Genomic DNA, 16,826 nt, shown 5'->3' on the forward strand with positions numbered 1-16,826 from the left:
CTGCCTCGTAGCGGCTCATGACTGCGCTGCCTCGTAGCGGCTCACGACTGCGCGGCCAGGGGCTCCGCCGGGTTGCGGAGCCCCTCCGCCGCGTCCGAGACCCGGCGGATCAGGTCGAAGAACACACTCTGCTCGTCGGCGGAGAGCGGGGCCAGGAAGACCTGGTTCATCCGGGCCGTGCGCACGGTCAGCTTGCGGTGGGTGCGCACCCCGTCCTCGGTCAGGCGCAGCAGGAAACGGCGGCCGTCCTGCGGGTCGCGGACCTTGTCCAGCAGCCCGCGCCGGCCCAGCCGGCTGATCACCTCGGCGATGGTGGACCGGTCGAGCCCCACCCGCTCCCCCACCGTGCGCTGGTCGAGTCCCGGCTCGGCGACGAGCGCGTTCAGGACCGCGAACTGCGGCGAGGTGATCTCCTCGGAGACCATCGTGTTCCACAGCAGGTAGTGGGCCTGCTGGAGCCGCCGGGCGAGGTGCCCGGGATGGGTGGTCAGGTCCACCGCGGCCATGTGCGCTCCCCCGGTCGTCTTGGACGGTGCACCGCATATTGGTTGGTGCACTGAAGAACAGTGAGTCTTGACGACAGGTTGCCACAGTGGCAGCTTAAGAGGAACCTCGCTGAAGTACTCAGTGCACTGAGCAATTGGAGAGATGGGGTTCCACGGATGGACAAGGTGGTCGCCACAGCCCGGGAGGCGGTGGCCGACGTGACCCCGGGCTCGTCGCTCGCGGTGGGCGGTTTCGGACTGAGCGGTGTGCCGAACGTGCTCATCCAGGCCCTCTACGAGCAGGGCACCGGCGCGCTGAAGGTGGTCTCCAACAACTGCGGGGCGATGGAGTCCGGCCTCGCGGTCCTGCTCGCGGCCGGGCGGATCGCCCGCGTCACAGGCTCCTACATCGGCGCCAACAAGGAGTTCGCCCGCCAGTACCTGGCCGGTGAGCTGGAGGTCGAGATGATCCCGCAGGGCACGCTCGCCGAGCGGCTGCGGGCGGGCGGCGCCGGTATCCCCGCCTTCTTCACCCCGGCCGGGGTGGGCACCCAGGTCGCCGACGGCGGACTCCCCTGGCGCTACGACGGCCAGGGCGGCGTCGCCCTCGCCTCGCCGCCGAAGGAGGTGCGCGAGTTCGACGGCGTGGAGTACGTCCTGGAGCACGGCATCCGCACCGACTTCGCGCTGGTGCGGGCGGCTCGCGGGGACCGGCACGGGAACCTGGTCTTCAACCGGTCCACCCGGAACTTCAACCCCCTCGCCGCGATGGCGGGTCGCGTGACGATCGCCGAGGTGGAGGAGCTGGTGGAGCCCGGCGAGATCGACCCGGACGCGGTGCACCTGCCGGGGATCTTCGTGCAGCGGGTGATCGCGCTGACCCCGGAACAGGCGAAGGACAAGCAGATCGAGCAGCGCACGACGTCCGCGCCTGCGGCACGAGGGACGGTGGACCGGTAGTGGCTTGGAAGCGGGAAGAGATGGCCGCGCGGGCCGCGCGCGAGCTTCAGGACGGTCAGTACGTCAACCTCGGCATCGGTCTGCCGACACTGATCCCGAACTACCTCCCCGAGGGCGTCGAGGTCGTCCTCGAGTCCGAGAACGGCATCCTGGGCACCGGCCCCTACCCCACCGAGGACCAGGTCGACCCCGATCTGATCAACGCGGGCAAGGAGACCGTCACCGTGCTGCCGGGGGCGTCCTTCTTCGACTCCGCGCTGTCCTTCGGGATGATCCGGGGCGGTCACATCGACGTCGCCGTACTGGGCGCCATGCAGGTGTCCGAGACCGGCGACCTGGCCAACTGGGCCATCCCCGGCAAGATGATCACCGGGATCGGCGGGGCGATGGACCTGGTGCACGGCGCCCGGACGGTCATCGTGGTGATGACCCACACCGCGAAGGACGGCTCCCCGAAGATCCTCACCGAGTGCGCGCTGCCACTGACCGGCAAGGCGTGCGTGAACCGGATCATCACCGACCTCGGCGTCCTGGACGTCACCGAGGACGGCCTGCTGCTCGTCGAGACCGCGCCGGGCGTGAGCGTCGAGGAGATCACCGCCAGGACCGACGCCAAGGTGAGTGTCGCGGAGGGTCTGAAGTGAGGAACGTCTACATCGTCGACGCGGTCCGCACCCCGGTCGGCCGCTACAACGGCTCCCTCGCCGCCGTCCGCCCGGACGACCTGGGCGCACACGCGATCCGTGAACTCCTCGCCCGTACGCCCGACCTGGACCCGGCGCGGATCGAGGACGTCTACTTCGGCAACGCCAACGGCGCGGGCGAGGAGAACCGCAACGTGGGCCGCATGGCCGCGCTGCTCGCGGGGCTGCCGACGTCGGTGCCGGGTGTGACCGTGAACCGGCTGTGCGCGTCGGGCCTGGAGGCGGTGATCCAGGCGGCCCGGGCCATCGCGGTCGGGGACGCCTCCGTAGCCGTGGCGGGCGGTGTGGAGTCGATGACGCGGGCGCCCTACGTGCTGCCCAAGTCCGACAGGCCGTTCCCCGCCGGGCACACCGAGCTGTACTCGACCACGCTGGGCTGGCGGATGGTCAACCCGCGGATGGACCCGCAGTGGACGATCCCGCTGGGCGAGTCGGCGGAACTGATCGCGGAGAAGCACAAGATCAGCCGGGAGCAGCAGGACGAGTTCGCGCTGGCCTCGCACCGCAAGGCGACCGCGGCACAGGCGGCGGGCCTGTTCGACCCCGAGCTCGCGCCGGTGTCGATCCCGCGGCGCAAGGGTGAGCCCCTCGTCCTCGACGCGGACGAATGCGTACGCCCGGACGCGTCGGCGGAGGCGATGGCGAAGCTCAGGCCGTCGTTCCGCGACGAGGGCGGGACCGTCACCGCGGGCAACGCGTCCCCGCTCAACGACGGTGCCGCGGCCCTGCTGTTGGTGGACGACGAAGGTCTCGCGGCGACGGGCCGCGAGCCGCTGGCCCGGATCTCCGCCACGGGGGTCGACGCGCTCGACCCGCACTACTTCGGGCTCGCCCCCGTCGGAGCCGTCAACCGCGCGCTCGCCAAGGCCGGCAAGGGATTTGACGATGTGTCAGTGCTGGAGCTGAACGAGGCCTTCGCCGCACAGGTCCTCGGATGTGTCGCCGAGTGGCCCGAGTTCGACCCGGCGATCCTCAACCCGCAGGGCGGCGCGATCGCGCTCGGGCATCCGCTGGGAGCGTCCGGGGCGCGGCTGGCCGGAACGGTGGCGCATCAACTGGCGCGCAGGGGCAGTGGAGTCGGAGTGGCCACGCTGTGCATCGGTGTCGGCCAGGGACTCGCCCTCGTCCTCGAACGCTAACGAAACGCAGGAATCGTCATGACTCTCACCCAGCACGACATCGACCAGGAAATCGCCGCCGAGCACGCCGCCTACGAGAAGCGGCTCGCCGACGGGGCACCCGTGGAGCACCAGCCCCGCCGGGACTACGCGCCCTACCGCTCCTCAGTGCTGCGGCATCCGAAACAGCCGCCGATCACCATCGACGTGTCCAAGGACCCGGAACTGGTGGAGCTGCACTCGCCGGCCTTCGGCGAGCGGGACATCACGGACATCGACAACGACCTGACCCGGCAGCACACCGGGGAGCCGATCGGTGAGCGGATCACCGTCGAGGGGCGCCTCCTCGACCGGGACGGCCGGCCGCTGCGCGGACAGCTGGTGGAGATCTGGCAGGCCAACTCGGCCGGCCGCTACGCCCATCAGCGCGAGCAGCACGACGCCCCGCTGGACCCGAACTTCACCGGAGTGGGCCGCACGCTCACCGACGACAGCGGCTTCTACCGCTTCACCACCGTCCAGCCGGGCCCGTACCCGTGGCGCCAGCACGTCAACGCCTGGCGGCCGGCCCACATCCACTTCTCGCTCTTCGGCACGGCGTTCACCCAGCGACTGGTGACGCAGATGTACTTCCCGAGCGACCCGCTGTTCCCCTACGACCCGATCATCCAGTCGGTGACGGACGACGCGGCCCGGCAGCGGCTGGTCGCCACCTACGACCACGGTCTGTCCGTACCGGAGTTCTCGATGGGCTACCACTGGGACATCGTGCTCGACGGACCGCAGGCCACCTGGATCGAAGAAGGGCGCTGACCAGCCATGACGAAGATCGACACCAGCCGCCCGGAGACCGTGCTGCCGACCCCGTCGCACACGGTCGGCCCCTTCTACGGCCACGCCCTGCCCTTCCCCGGCGGCGGCGACATCGCGCCCGTCGGCCACCCGGACACCCTCACCCTCCAGGGCTACGTCCACGACGGCGAGGGCACCCCGCTGCCGGACGCGTTCGTGGAGCTGTGGGGCGCCGACCCGGACGGCAACGTCCCGCAGGTCGACGGCTCGATCCGGCGCGACCCGGCGAGCGGCGGCTATCTCGGGCGCAACGGCGTGGAGTTCACCGGCTGGGGCCGGATACAGACCGACGCCAACGGCCACTGGTCCGCACGGACACTGCGTCCGGGCGCACGCGGCCAGAGCGCGCCGTACCTCAGTGTGTGCGTCTTCGCGCGCGGGCTGCTGGTGCATCTGTACACCCGGATCTACCTGCCGGAAGACGAGGCCGCCCTCGCCGCCGACCCGCTGCTGTCCCGGGTGCCGGCGGAGCGGCGCGACACGCTGATCGCGCGCCGGCAGGGCGATGGCACTTACCGTTTCGACATCCGCCTTCAGGGCGAAGGCGAGACGGTCTTCCTGGAGTTCCAGTGACTTCTCCCGATCCGGACACCGGCCTGCTCGCCCCCGGGTGGGCAGGCTCCCCCGCCGCCTCAGCGACCTCCGACGGCGCCTACCTCCAGGCGCTGCTGGACGCGGAGGCCGCACTGACCCGGGCGCAGGCCGCGCTCGGGCCGGTCCCCGCCGAGGCGGCCGAGGCGGTCACGGCGGCGGCCGACGCGAGCCGTTTCGACGTACGGTCCCTCGCCGACCGTGCACGGGCGGGCGGCAACCCGGTCATCCCCCTGGTAGCCGATCTCACGAAGGCGGTCGGCGAGGAGTACGGCCCGTACGTGCACCGGGGTGCCACCAGCCAGGACATCCAGGACACGGCGACGATGCTGGTGGCGGCCCGCGCCCTCGGCCCGCGCCTGGCCGACCTCGACCGCACCGAGCGGGCCCTCGCCCGGCTGGCCGCCGAGCACCGCGACACCGCGATGCCGGGCCGGACGCTCACCCAGCACGCCGTACCGACGACGTTCGGGCTGAAGGCGGCCGGCTGGCGGTCCCTGGTGCTCGACGCACGGGACAGGACCACCGCCGTACGGGACTCCCTGCCCGCCCAACTCGGCGGCGCGGCAGGGACATTGGCCGCCTTCACGGCGTACGGCACCGAGGACGTCCGGGCCCTCACGGAGGCCTTCGCCGCCGAACTCGGGCTTCAGGCACCGCTTCTGCCCTGGCACACCCTGCGCACCCCGATCGCCGACCTCGCCGGATGCCTCGCCTTCACCGTGGGCGCGCTGGGCAAGATCGCCGCCGATGTGCTGGTGCTCGGCCGCACCGAGATCGCCGAGGTCGCGGAGGGCAGCGGGGGCGGGTCCTCGGCCATGCCGCACAAGGCGAATCCGGTACGGTCGACCCTGATTTCGGCCGCCGCCCGGCGCGCTCCGCAGCTCGCGGCCACGCTGTACGGCTCGCTCGCCGCCGAGGACGAACGGCCCGCCGGGGCCTGGCACGCCGAGTGGGAGCCGCTCAGGGATCTGCTGCGCCCGCGCGGCGGGGCCGCCCGGGACACCGCCGAACTGACCGAGGGGCTACGGGTCCACCCCGAGGTCATGCGCGAACACCTCGATCTCACCCACGGGTTGATCGTCTCGGAGCGCCTCTCGGTGGAGCTGGCGCCCGTCCTCGGGCGGGCCCGCGCCAAGGAGCTGCTCACCGACCTCGCGAGGCGGACATACGACGAAGGGCTCCCGCTCGGTGAACTCCTCGCCCGGGAGCCCGAGTTGAAGGGCGTCGACCTCGACGAACTGACCGACCCCGCCCGCTTCACCGGCTCCGCCGGAACCCTCACCGACCGCGCCCTGGAGCGACGTTGACCGAGAAACTCCTCAACCACCGCACCGAGGGCGCCGCCTCCGCTCCCCCGCTGCTGCTCGGGCCGTCCCTCGGGACCTCGTACGCGCTGTGGGACAAGGTGGCGCCCGAGCTGTCCGTCACCCACCGGGTGGTGCGCTGGGACCTGCCCGGGCACGGCGGTTCGGCGGCCGACCTGATCGGACCCGGTGCCACCGTCGGCGACCTCGCCGACCTGGTGCTGGCCCTGGCCGACTCGCTCGGCATCGAGCGGTTCGCGTATGCCGGGGTGTCGCTGGGCGGTGCGGTGGGGCTGCATCTGGCCGTGCACCACCCGGAGCGGGTCGCATCGCTGGCGGTGCTCTGCTCCTCGGCGCACTTCAACGGCAGCAAGCCGTGGGAGGAGCGGGCCGAACGGGTCCGCGGGGAGGGGCTGGAGTGGCTGCTGGAGAGCGCGAACTCCCGTTGGTTCGCCGGTGACTTCAGCGTGCCGGAACTCCTCCGGGACCAGGCCGAGGCGGACCCCGGGGCGTACGCGGCCTGCTGTGACGCCCTGAGCGCCTTCGATCTGCGGGACCGGCTGGCCGAGATCTCCGCGCCGACCCTCCTCGTGGCCGGCCGACAGGACCCGGCGACCCCGCCGCCCCATCTGCGGGAGATCGCCGACGCGGTGCCGCGCGCCACGCTCGTCGAGCTTCCCGGCGCCTCGCACCTGGCGCCCGCTCAGTGCCCGGAGGCCGTGCTCACCACGCTGCGGGCCCATCTCGGCGGCGGTGCCCGGCGGGGTATGGAGGTGCGGCGCGAGGTGCTCGGGGACACCCACGTGGACCGGGCACAGGCCCGGCAGACGCCGTTCACCGCGCGCTTCCAGGACTTCATCTCGCGCTACGCGTGGGGCGAGATCTGGACCGACCCGACGCTCAGCCGCCGCGAGCGCAGCATGATCACCCTGACGGCACTGGTCGCGCACGGCCACTACGACGAGCTGGCCATGCATGTACGGGCGGCGCGGCGCAACGGGCTCACGCCCGAGGAGATCGGAGCCGTACTGCTCCAGACGGCCGTGTACTGCGGGGTGCCGGCCGCGAACTCGGCGTTCGCCACCGCCCAGCGGGTGCTGGCGGAAGAAGACTGACCCTGGCGGTCGTAACCCCAGGCGTACCACGCACATGCCCCCACCGCGCGCCTACGGTGGGGGCATGTCCACGATTCTGATCACCGGCGCCACCTCGGGTCTCGGCCGGTACGTCGCCTTCGAACTGGTCCGCTCAGGACACCTGGTCCTCGCCCACGGCCGGGACCGCGGTCGCACCGAGCGGCTGGTGGCGGAGCTACGGTCCGAGGGCGACGCGGAGGCCTTCGTCGCCGATCTGGCCGACCTGGCCCAGGTGCGCCGGTTGGGTGCCGAGGTGGCCGAGGCCCGTCCCCGACTCGACGTGCTGGTCAACAACGCGGGGGCGGGGGCCGGTTCGCCCGATTCGGGTCGGGAGGTGAGCGCCGACGGTCATGAACTGCGGCTGGCGGTCAACTACTTGGCGCCGGTGGTGCTGACCCGGGCCCTGCTGCCCGTGCTCCGGGCGCACTCGCGCTCCCGGATCGTCAACGTGGGGTCGGTCGGCCAGGAGCCCGTCGACTTCGACGACCCGGAGTTCCTGCGGGGCTATGCGGGCTTCGCCGCGTACTGCCGCAGCAAGTTCGCCCTGGCGGCCCATACCTTCGCGCTCGCCGAGGAGTTGGCGGACACCGGAGTCGCGGTGAACGTCCTGCACCCGGCGACCTTCATGGACACGGCCATGGTCCGCGAGGGTGGAATGGCTCCCCTGTCCTCGGTCGCGGACGGCGCACCGGGCGTCCTGGCGCTCGCCACCCAAGAGCTGGGCACGGGCGGCTACTTCGACGGGACGCGTCCGGCGCGGGCGCACGAGCGGACGTACGACAGGCAGGTCCAGAAGCGTCTGGCGGTCGTCACCGACCAGTTGCTCGGCCCTACTTCGGGTCGGTGTTGAACTTGGTGGTCGCCCAGCGGTAGCCGAGCGCGGTCAGGGCCAGGCACCAGGCGACGGCGAGCCAGCCGTTGTGGCCGATCCCGGTGCCCAGGAGGAGGCCGCGGAGGGTTTCGATGGCCGGGGTGAAGGGCTGGTACTCGGCGACCGGCTGGAACCAGCCCGGCATCGCGTCGACCGGGACGAACGCGCTGGAGACCAGCGGCAGGAAGATCAGCGGCATCGCGTTGTTGCTGGCCGCCTCGGCGTTCGGGCTGACCAGGCCCATGCCGACGGCGATCCAGGTGAGCGCGGTGGCGAACAGGACCAGCAGTCCGAAGGCCGCCAGCCACTCCAGGAGCGAGGCGCCGGTGGAACGGAAACCGATGGCCACCCCGACCGCCCCGACCAGGACCACACTCGCCACCGACTGGAGCACGCTGCCGATGACGTGCCCCACGAGCACCGAGCCGCGGTGGATGGCCATCGTGCGGAAGCGGGCCATGATGCCCTCGCTCATGTCCGTCGACACCGACACGGCCGTGCCGATGGTGGTGCTGCCGATGGTCATCAGGAGCAGGCCCGGGACGAGGTAGGCGATGTAGTCGGAACGGTCACCGCCGCCGATGCCCGCGCTCATGGTGTCACCGAAGACGTAGACGAACAGCAGCAACAACATGACCGGCGTCAGCAGCAGGTTCAGGGTGAGGGAAGGGTAGCGGCGGGCGTGCAGCAGGTTGCGCCGCAGCATCGTGGACGAGTCACGGAGGGCGAGGGACAGGGAACTCATCGGACCGTCTCCTTCAGGGGGTCGGTGCTGTCGGTGCTGTCGGTCAGGGCGAAGAACACGTCGTCCAAGTCCGGGGTGTGCACAGTCAGTTCGTCGGCCTCGACCCCGGCCGCGTCCAGCCAGTCCAACAGAGCCCGCAGTTCGCGCTGGCTGCCATCGCTGGGCAGCCGCAACACCAGAGCCTCGTCGTCGCGGGACGCCTCGCCCAGCGCACCGGCCGCGGTGCGGTAGGCATCCGGGTCGGTGAAGCGCAGGCGCAGATGCCCGCCGGGGACCAGCCGCTTGAGCTGCTCGGCGGTGCCCTCGGCGGCGATCCTGCCCTGGTGCAGGACCGCGATCCGGTCGGCGAGTTCGTCGGCCTCCTCCAGGTACTGCGTGGTCAGCAGCACCGTGACCCCGCCGGTCACCAACTCCCGGATGATCTGCCACATCGTGTGCCGCGAACGCGGGTCAAGACCGGTGGTCGGCTCGTCCAGGAAGATGATCCGCGGATCACCCACCAGGGTCATCGCGATGTCCAGGCGCCGCTTCATGCCCCCGGAGTAGGCCGAGGCGGGCTTGCCCGCCGCCGCCGTCAGATCGAACCGCTCCAGCAACTCGGCCACCACCCGCCGCCCCTGCGACCGGGGCAGGCGGTGCAGGTCGGCCATCAGCAGCATGTTCTCCTCACCCGTGATCAGCCCGTCCACCGCGGAGAACTGACCCGTCACCCCGATCACCGATCGCACCGCCTGCGGGGCGACCGTCAGGTCGTGCCCGCCCACCCGGGCCTCACCCCCGTCAGCGGAGACCAGCGTGGACAGGATCTTCACCGCGGTCGTCTTGCCCGCACCGTTCGGCCCCAGCAACGCGAACACCGAACCCGACGGGACACGGATGTCGACACCGCCCAGAACGGTCTTGTCACCGAAGGACTTACGCAACCCAACGGCGGAGATGGCGGCAGACTCGTCCGTTTTGGATGTGGGCATGACAGATGAAGGCATGTGGACCTCCGTTGAAGGATATTGAAGGAAGTTGAAGGATGAAGTGGCGTGCGGTGCGGGGACGTCGGGCCGTGCCGGCGTTCAGATCCGGGCGCGGCGCACGTCGATGTTGCCCCAGCGGGTCCGGGCGCGGACCTTGACGGTGTCCTCGGTCTCCGCCGGGGCGTCGGCGGAGGCGAGCGTGTTGTGGACGACTCCGCGCTCGGAGCGGACGTCGAGCCAGGCGGCGGTGCCCTCGCGGACGCCGATGTCGATGGCGCCGTAGGACGTCTCCAACTGCACTGTGCCGGAGGCGACTTCGGCGATCCTGAGGGCGCCGGCCGCGGTGGTGGCGGTGACCGAGCTGTCGGCGCGGGCGATGTCGATGTCGCCGTGGGCGCCGCTCACCCGCAGGTCCCCGGTCACCGCGCCGACGGTCGTGGTGCCCTGCGCGTTCTTCAGTACGGCGGAGCCGTCGATGAGGCCGACGCGCAGGCTGCCGGTGCTGATGGTGATCTCGGCGGTGCCCTCGACGCGGTCGACGATGGTCGAGCCGTGGGAGGACGTCAGCTTGAGCGGCCCGGTCGTGTCGAGGCGGACATCGCCGCCCGAGGTCTTCACCCGGACCTCGCCGAGCCGGCCCTCGCCGAGCACCTGGGTCCAGGAGCCGGTCACGTCGACGCGGGAGCCCGTGGGCAGTTCGACGGCGACGTCGACGGTGCCGGAGGGGCCGATCACGCGGCGCTCCTTGGTCCTGACGGTCAGGACGCCGTTCGCGAAGGTCACCTCGGTCTGCTCGGCGGCTCGTACGTCCCTGTCCCGCTTCGGGCTGCCGGGCCGTACCTCGACGACGGTGTCGAGGCGGTCGCTCGCGGCGATCCGGAGGGATCCGGCGCCCACGTGGGCGGTGACCGAAATCGCTTCGGGAGTGTCGAAAGAAGGCATGGCTGTACCGTCCTCATGGGTCCTCGGGGCGTCCCCGCTGGTGGGACGTGGTGGAGTGAAGTGCCTTTTCCTCGGGGCCGGTTCGGCTAGCGCACCCAGCCCGTGAAGCTCTGTCCGACGCTGCGGACCTTCTCCGTTCTGCGGGGCTGCGAGCCGCCGTCGACCGCGGCCGACACGGCACGCACGAGCCACGCGTTGACTGACAGACCCTCGCGGTTCGCGGCCTCCTCGGCGCGGGCCTTGAGCTGTGCGGGCAGCCGAAGGTTGATGCGGGTGATGGCGTCCTCGTCGCCGTCGACCGGAGCCGGGGCGGGAGCGGGGGCCGCGTCGTCGGGTTCGGCCGGCTCCATGACGGCACCGCTGTCGGTGGGCGGCAGGGTCACCACGAAGTCGGGGTCGAGCCCGCGCAGCCGTACATCGACCGAGCCGGGGGCGAGTTCACGGGTGATCTCATCCATGGCGGCGGAGAGCACGTTGAGCATGGTCAGCCGGGTCGCCGACTCCAGAGGAGCGGTGAGCCGCTCGGCCAGCTCACGGGCTTCGTCACCTCCGGCCTCGGCGGCCACCGCCAGTTCGCGGCGGAGGGTGTCGACATACGGGGTGAGGTCCATGACGTCATCATGGCACCACTGTGATGCCATGCGCAAGCCTTATGGCATCACATGGCACCAGGGTGCACCTTCATGGCACCACCGGCACCATCGGGCACGGTCCCATGCCATCTGGCGTCACACGAAGCCACGTGACACCAAGTGGCACCCCGTGGCACCACACCGCATCACCGCAACCCACGCCCCGTGTCCAGCACCTCCCGAGCCTGCGCCACCAGCCCGTCCGCCCCGCACGAACGCGCCAGCGCGAGACCGCGGTTCAGCTCGGCCACCGACCGCGCGAGGATGCCGTACTCCACCCGGGCCGCCGCGTGCTCGTACTGGCACGGCGACGCCTCCAGATAGGCCACCGCCTGCGCGGCCAGCCGTACCGCGCGCTGCCCGGTCTCCAGGGCCGCCGCGCACCGCAGCGCCTCGCCGATCGCGGTGTCGGTGCCCAGCCGCTCGGCGTGCCGGCGGACATCGGTGGCGAGCTGGGCCGCGCGCACCGGGTCCTCGACGGCGAGGGCTCGGGCGAGGTCGACGGCCCAGGGCACCAGGACCGGATTGTGGTGACCCCGTACCGCGGCCGCCTTCTCCGCCGCGTCCAGTTCGTTGATCCCCTCCTGGGTCCGGCCCACGGCGAGCAGGAGCCGACCGCGCACGGACCGCGGATCGGGCAGCACGATGGTGGACGGGTAGGGCGGGGCGAAGGCGTACTGGTCGGCGATCGACCAGGCTTCGTCGACATGCCCGCGCGCGAGCAGCGTGTCGACGAGGTTGCAGGTGGCCGACCAGTACAGCGGCAGCCCGCGGCCCACCCGCTCGGCGAGCCTGAGAGACTCGCGCAGGGAGGTCTCGGCCTCCCTCAGCCGCCCGCGCCTGCGGTGCCCGACCCCGACGTAGGCGTGGGCCAGGGCGAGGTGGCCGCCGCTCCAGCCGGCCGACTCGTAGGTGCGCAGGGCCTCGGTGTAGAGGGCGTCAGCGCGGTCGAGCCGGTCCGTGAAGGCGTAGGCGTTGGCCAGCATCAGGAGCAGTTCGAGGCCCCACTCGGTGTCGGTCCAGCCGAGTCCGGGCGCGAGACGGCCGTTGACGAGGGAGCGGTCGCACAGCTCGACGACCTCCTCGGCGCTCTCGCCGCGGGTCATGGCGTCGAAGCCGCGCAGCATGAGCAGGGCGCGCTCGGAGTTGTCCCGGCCGGTGCAGGTCCTCGCCAGTTCGGCGAGGCGCTCCGAGCGGCCCGGGATGGCGGACTCGCCCGCGTGCAGGCTCTCCCACATGCACTGGACGGCCTGGAGGCGGAGTTTCGCGGGCCCTTCGTCGTACAGGGCGGCTTCCGTCTCGACCGTGCGGACGGCCTCGTCGAGCTGGTTGTTGTGCAGCAGCGCCTGGGAGAGGCGGAAGACGGCGTCGACCCGGGCGTGCCCTTCGAGGCCCGGCATGGCGAGCGCGGACTGGAGGTGGCCGACGGTCGTGGCGGGGGCGGTCAGGAGGGTGGCGCAGCCGAGTTCGAAGAGCACGCTCGCGTGGACCTCGGGTGCCGGGGGTTCCAGCAGGGCGCGCTCCAGGCAGCGGCGGGCCGCGTCGGGGGCGCCGACCAGGAGGTGTTCGCGGGCGGCCTCGCGCAGCTGCTCGACGAGTTCGCGGTCTTCGTCGGGGTGGACCTTGAGAAGGTGCCGGGAGGCGGCCGCGGCGCCGAGCCCGGAGTCGGTGACGAGTTGGGCGGCGATGCCGTGCATGGCGGTGCGCAGGGCGTCGGGGATGGAGTCGTAGACGGCGGTGGCGATCAGCGGGTGGACGAACTCCAGCTCGTCGTCCGTCTCCCGGGTGGCGACTCCGGTGAGGATGCGGGCGTTGCTCAGCAGGTCGGCGCAGTGCGTCGCCTTGTCCGGCTTCAGGGTGGCGAGCCGGGCGACCAGGCCGACGGAGATGTCGGAGCCGAGGATGGCGGCCGCCCAGGCGAACCTGGTGGCGTCCACGCCGAGTTCCTCGAGGCGGGTGGCGAGGCCGGTGCCGCGCGCCGAGCGGTTCAGCTCGCGCAGCTCGCTCGCCGAGCCCTCGGTGGGCTCGATCCCGCTGTCCTGGACCTTGGCGAGGAGTTCGACGCTCTCGTAGGGGTTGCCCGCGGTGACCGCCCACACCTCGCGGCAGAACGCGGCGTCGGCGTGGTCGCCCAGGGTGGCGCGGGTGAGGCCGGCGGTGGCCGCCGGGGTGAGTTCGCGCAGGTTGGCCAGGGGGCTGCCCGCGGCGGCGGCCACCGTGTCCAGGAGGCGGGCGCTCTCGTCGGTGGCCTCGCCGGGGCGGCGGGCGACGACGACCAGCACGGACAGGTCGTCGAGGCGCTCGGTGAAGGCGGCGAGCCAGCGCAGGGTCTCCTGGTCGGCCCAGTGGGCGTCGTCGATCAGCAGCACCAGCGGCCAGTCCCGGCGGGCCAGCCGGCGCACCGCGGCGACCAGGCCGTCGCACACGCCCTGCGGGTCGGCCTGACGCTCCCCCGGCTCCGCGATGCCGAGGGCGGGACCCGCGATGTCGTACCAGTCGCCGAGGTACTCGCGGGCCTCCTCCGGCATCAGGGACAGAAGGGCGGGCTGGAGCAGTTGTCGTACGACGTTGAAGGGGACGGACCTGAGGGTCTCGCCTCCTCGGGCCGACCAGACCGTGCACCTGCGGGCCTCGGCGATCCGGCGGGTCTCGGCCAGCAGGGCGGTCTTGCCGAAGCCCGCCTCTCCCCGCACCACCAGCAGACTGCCCGAGCACGCGCTGTCCGCCTGGAGGGCGTCGACCGCCCGCTCGATGGCGGCGACTTCCTCGGCACGCTCCCACAGCGAGGTCGGGGCGGCCGCAGTGGGCCGTACCTCCGTCATCCCGCTACCTCCCCAAGTCGCCCGATCGACGTACAGATCTCGAGCGTAGCCGTCCGGGTGCGGATGCGGAGGCCGGTCGGGGTAGCTGTTGCCTTGACGGGTGACCTCGGGTACGGAGAGGCGACGCGCCCTGCCCGTGATCAGCCGTCGGCAAACTTGACTGACAGTCAGTTATCCGCACCGAACAGCCTGGAGGCAGCGATTCTCCGAGATCGAGACGGGCTCCGCTCGCGCCGGGCGCTGGTCGCCGGTTCGGTGGGCAACTTCATCGAGTGGTACGAGTTCGGCGTCTACGGCTACTTCGCGACGATCATCGCCGCACGGTTCTTCACCCCGGAGGGCGGGAGCGAGGTCGAGGCGCTGGTGAAGACGTACGCCTCCTTCGCGCTGGCCTTCTTCTTCCGGCCCGTCGGCGCGGCCCTGTTCGGGCGGCTCGGCGACCGGGTCGGCCGGCGTCCGGTGCTGATCCTGGTGATCGTGCTGATGACCGCGGCGACGACACTGATCGGCGCGCTGCCGACGTACGCGCAGGTGGGCGCGCTCGCCCCGTGGCTGCTGACGTTTCTGAGGGTCCTTCAGGGGCTGTCCGCGGGCGGGGAGTTCGGCGGCGCGGTGTCGGTGATGACGGAGTCCGCCCCGCCGGGCCGGCGCGGACTGTACGGGGCGTGGCAGTCGTTCACCGTCGCGCTGGGACTGCTGGCCGGGGCGGGGACCGCGGCGCTGCTCGCCACGTCGCTGACGGAGGATCAACTGGGCAGCTGGGGCTGGCGGGTGCCGTTCCTGCTGACGCTTCCGCTGGGGCTCGGGGCGCTGTGGCTGCGCCTGCGGCTCGACGAGACACCGGAGTTCCGGGCCCGGCGGGAGGAAGTGCGGCCGCCGGCCCGTGCGGTGGCCGGGGCCATCGCGCTCGGCGCGGGGCGGATCATGGGCTGGGCGGCGGCCGGATACACCTTCCTGGTCGTGCTGCCGTCGTATCTCCAGAGCACCCTGAACGCCACGTTCCAGCAGGCGTTGATCGCGACCGTCCTCGCCAACCTCGGTTTCGCCGCCACGATCCTGCCGGCGGGACTGCTCAGCGACCGGGTCGGACGGCGGCCGGTGATGGCGACGGGCGCGGTGCTCGTGGTGGCGTTGGCGGTGCCGCTGCTCAATCTCCTTCAGGACGGCGGGACTTCGGACGCGGCGAAGGGCGTGGCGGTGTTCGGCGCGGGTGCGGTGGTGGGGCTGATGGCGGGCCCCGGCCCGGCGATGCTGGCGGAGCTGTTCCCGACGAACGTCCGCTACACCGGCCTGGGACTCGCCTACGCCCTGTCGAATGCCGTGTTCTCGGGCTGCGCCGGGCTCATCATCACCAAGACGGTCGAGCGGACCGGGAACGTGGACGTCCCGGCGTACTACGCGGCGGCGACCTGCGCGGTGAGCCTGCTCGCCCTGGCCAGGGCCCCTTCGAGGAAGGCGAGTTGACCGCATGCGGGTGATCGGCCTGATGTCGGGCACGTCGTACGACGCCATCGACGCGGCGGCGGCCGACCTGCGCCTGGACGGCGACCGGCTCGTCCTGAGACCGCTGGGCATGGTGAGCGAGGCGTACGACGTCGAGCTGCGCGAGGCCCTCGCGGCGGCGCTGCCGCCGGGGAAGGTCCCGCTGGCCGAGGTGTGCCAACTGGACACCCGGATCGGGCGGGCCTTCGCGGCGACGGCTGTCCGGGCGGACCGTGAACTGTGCTCCTCGCGGGCCGAGTTGGTGGCCTCGCACGGGCAGACGGTCTACCACTGGGCAGAGGGCGGCCGGGTGCACGGCACGCTTCAGCTCGGGCAGCCGGCGTGGATCGCCGAGGCGACCGGGCTGCCCGTCGTCGCCGACTTCCGGCCGCGTGACATCGCCGCGGGCGGTCAGGGCGCGCCGCTGGTGAGCCTGGTCGACCTGATGTGGCTGCGCGGCCGGCCGGGCACCCCCGTCGCCCTGAACCTCGGCGGCATCGCCAACCTCACCGCCCCCGACGGGACCGCCTTCGACACCGGACCGGGGTGCGCGCTGATCGACGCGGCGGCCCGCGGGTTCAGCGGCGGGCGGCTCGGCTACGACGCGGAGGGCGCCCTGGCCGCGCGCGGCGAGGTCCACCGGCCGTTGCTGGAACGGCTGCTCGCGGAGCCGTACTACGCGCTGCCCGCGCCGAAGACGACCGGCAAGGAGCTGTTCCACCTCGGCCATCTCCGAGCGGCGCTGGCCGGTCTCGGCACCCTGCCCGCCGAGGACGTGGTGGCCACGCTGACCTTCCTCACGGCCCGCACGGTCGCCGACGCGGTGCGGGCGGCCGGGGCCACGGAGGTGATCGCGTCGGGCGGCGGCACCCGCAACCCGGTGCTGATGCGGACCCTGGGCGAGCTGCTGACGGGGGTCGCGCTGCGCACCTCCGACGCCCTCGGGCTCCCTTCGGCGGCGAAGGAGTCGTACGCCTTCGCGGTCCTGGGCTTCCTGACCGCGCACGGACTGCCCGGCACCGATCCGGTGAGCACGGGGGCCCGGCACGCGCGTGTGCTGGGGTCCATCACGCCTGGCCAGGACGGTCTGCGGCTGCCGCCGCCGGTGCGGGAGCGGCCGGTGCGGCTCGTGCTGGAGTGACCCGGGAGAGGCCGTCGCGGACCGATCCGGCCACATCCGGCCGACGCCCCTCTCATCCCTCTTTCACCGA

16 protein-coding genes are annotated in these 16,826 nt (G+C 72.1%); 10 read left to right on the plus strand and 6 right to left on the minus strand.

The annotated features are described in order from the left end of the window. Positions 1-41: 41 nt before the first annotated feature. Positions 42-506 carry a MarR family transcriptional regulator gene (locus G3I78_RS10475; protein WP_164422723.1) on the minus strand — a complete coding sequence of 155 codons (465 nt, stop codon included), beginning with the start codon at positions 504-506 and terminating at the stop codon, positions 42-44. A 156-nt stretch (positions 507-662) separates the two neighbouring features. Between G3I78_RS10475 and G3I78_RS10480 the strand changes: the two genes are divergently transcribed. From G3I78_RS10480 to G3I78_RS10515, 8 genes are all read left to right on the plus strand, one after another. Further along, complete coding sequence (locus G3I78_RS10480; protein WP_164422725.1) at positions 663-1,445, plus strand: CoA transferase subunit A; 783 nt, start codon at positions 663-665, stop codon at positions 1,443-1,445. Further along, entirely contained in the window at positions 1,445-2,089 is a 645-nt protein-coding gene (locus tag G3I78_RS10485) for a CoA transferase subunit B (protein ID WP_164422727.1), read from the plus strand. Before G3I78_RS10480 ends, G3I78_RS10485 begins: the two co-directional genes overlap by 1 nt. Further along, a complete protein-coding gene (locus tag G3I78_RS10490; RefSeq protein ID WP_164422729.1) occupies positions 2,086-3,288 on the plus strand; it encodes a thiolase family protein in 1,203 nt (400 codons plus the stop codon). The genes G3I78_RS10485 and G3I78_RS10490 overlap by 4 nt, the downstream gene beginning before the upstream one ends. A gap of 18 nt (positions 3,289-3,306) precedes the next feature. Further along, positions 3,307-4,080 carry a protocatechuate 3,4-dioxygenase subunit beta gene (pcaH, locus tag G3I78_RS10495; RefSeq protein WP_164422731.1) on the plus strand — a complete coding sequence of 258 codons (774 nt, stop codon included), beginning with the start codon at positions 3,307-3,309 and terminating at the stop codon, positions 4,078-4,080. 6 nt (positions 4,081-4,086) lie between these two features. After that, positions 4,087-4,692, plus strand: a complete 606-nt coding sequence (gene pcaG, locus G3I78_RS10500) for a protocatechuate 3,4-dioxygenase subunit alpha (RefSeq protein WP_164422733.1) — start codon at positions 4,087-4,089, stop codon at positions 4,690-4,692. Beyond that, positions 4,689-6,020 (plus strand): 3-carboxy-cis,cis-muconate cycloisomerase, encoded by a 1,332-nt coding sequence (pcaB, locus tag G3I78_RS10505; RefSeq protein ID WP_164422735.1) that lies wholly within the window; start codon positions 4,689-4,691, stop codon positions 6,018-6,020. Before pcaG ends, pcaB begins: the two co-directional genes overlap by 4 nt. Next, positions 6,017-7,132: a 3-oxoadipate enol-lactonase gene (gene pcaD / locus G3I78_RS10510; RefSeq protein WP_164422737.1), complete on the plus strand. Its 1,116-nt coding sequence runs from the start codon at positions 6,017-6,019 to the stop codon at positions 7,130-7,132. Before pcaB ends, pcaD begins: the two co-directional genes overlap by 4 nt. Before the next feature lie 64 nt (positions 7,133-7,196). After that, positions 7,197-8,003 (plus strand): SDR family NAD(P)-dependent oxidoreductase, encoded by an 807-nt coding sequence (locus G3I78_RS10515; protein ID WP_164422739.1) that lies wholly within the window; start codon positions 7,197-7,199, stop codon positions 8,001-8,003. Here the strand turns inward: G3I78_RS10515 and G3I78_RS10520 are convergent. From G3I78_RS10520 to G3I78_RS10540, 5 genes are all read right to left on the minus strand, one after another. Then, entirely contained in the window at positions 7,984-8,769 is a 786-nt protein-coding gene (locus G3I78_RS10520) for an ABC transporter permease (RefSeq protein WP_164422741.1), read from the minus strand. The genes G3I78_RS10515 and G3I78_RS10520 overlap by 20 nt on opposite strands. Next, a complete protein-coding gene (locus G3I78_RS10525; RefSeq protein WP_164422743.1) occupies positions 8,766-9,740 on the minus strand; it encodes an ATP-binding cassette domain-containing protein in 975 nt (324 codons plus the stop codon). The genes G3I78_RS10520 and G3I78_RS10525 overlap by 4 nt, the downstream gene beginning before the upstream one ends. A gap of 96 nt (positions 9,741-9,836) precedes the next feature. Then, positions 9,837-10,679, minus strand: a complete 843-nt coding sequence (locus tag G3I78_RS10530; RefSeq protein WP_164422745.1) for a DUF4097 family beta strand repeat-containing protein — start codon at positions 10,677-10,679, stop codon at positions 9,837-9,839. Between the two features lie 86 nt (positions 10,680-10,765). Beyond that, positions 10,766-11,290, minus strand: coding sequence for a toxin-antitoxin system HicB family antitoxin (locus tag G3I78_RS10535; protein ID WP_164422747.1), 525 nt, complete (start codon positions 11,288-11,290; stop codon positions 10,766-10,768). 167 nt (positions 11,291-11,457) lie between these two features. Then, on the minus strand, positions 11,458-14,133 hold the full coding sequence (locus G3I78_RS10540; protein ID WP_164422749.1) for a tetratricopeptide repeat protein: 2,676 nt from the start codon (positions 14,131-14,133) through the stop codon (positions 11,458-11,460). Positions 14,134-14,388: 255 nt separating this feature from the next. On the opposite strand from G3I78_RS10540, the gene G3I78_RS10545 reads away from it, so the two are divergent. Next, entirely contained in the window at positions 14,389-15,597 is a 1,209-nt protein-coding gene (locus tag G3I78_RS10545) for an MFS transporter (protein WP_343243707.1), read from the plus strand. Between the two features lie 4 nt (positions 15,598-15,601). Next, a complete protein-coding gene (locus tag G3I78_RS10550; protein ID WP_164422753.1) occupies positions 15,602-16,756 on the plus strand; it encodes an anhydro-N-acetylmuramic acid kinase in 1,155 nt (384 codons plus the stop codon). Positions 16,757-16,826: the final 70 nt, after the last annotated feature.

This window comes from Streptomyces sp. SID13726 (genome assembly GCF_010548375.1).
Lineage (GTDB): Bacteria > Actinomycetota > Actinomycetes > Streptomycetales > Streptomycetaceae > Streptomyces.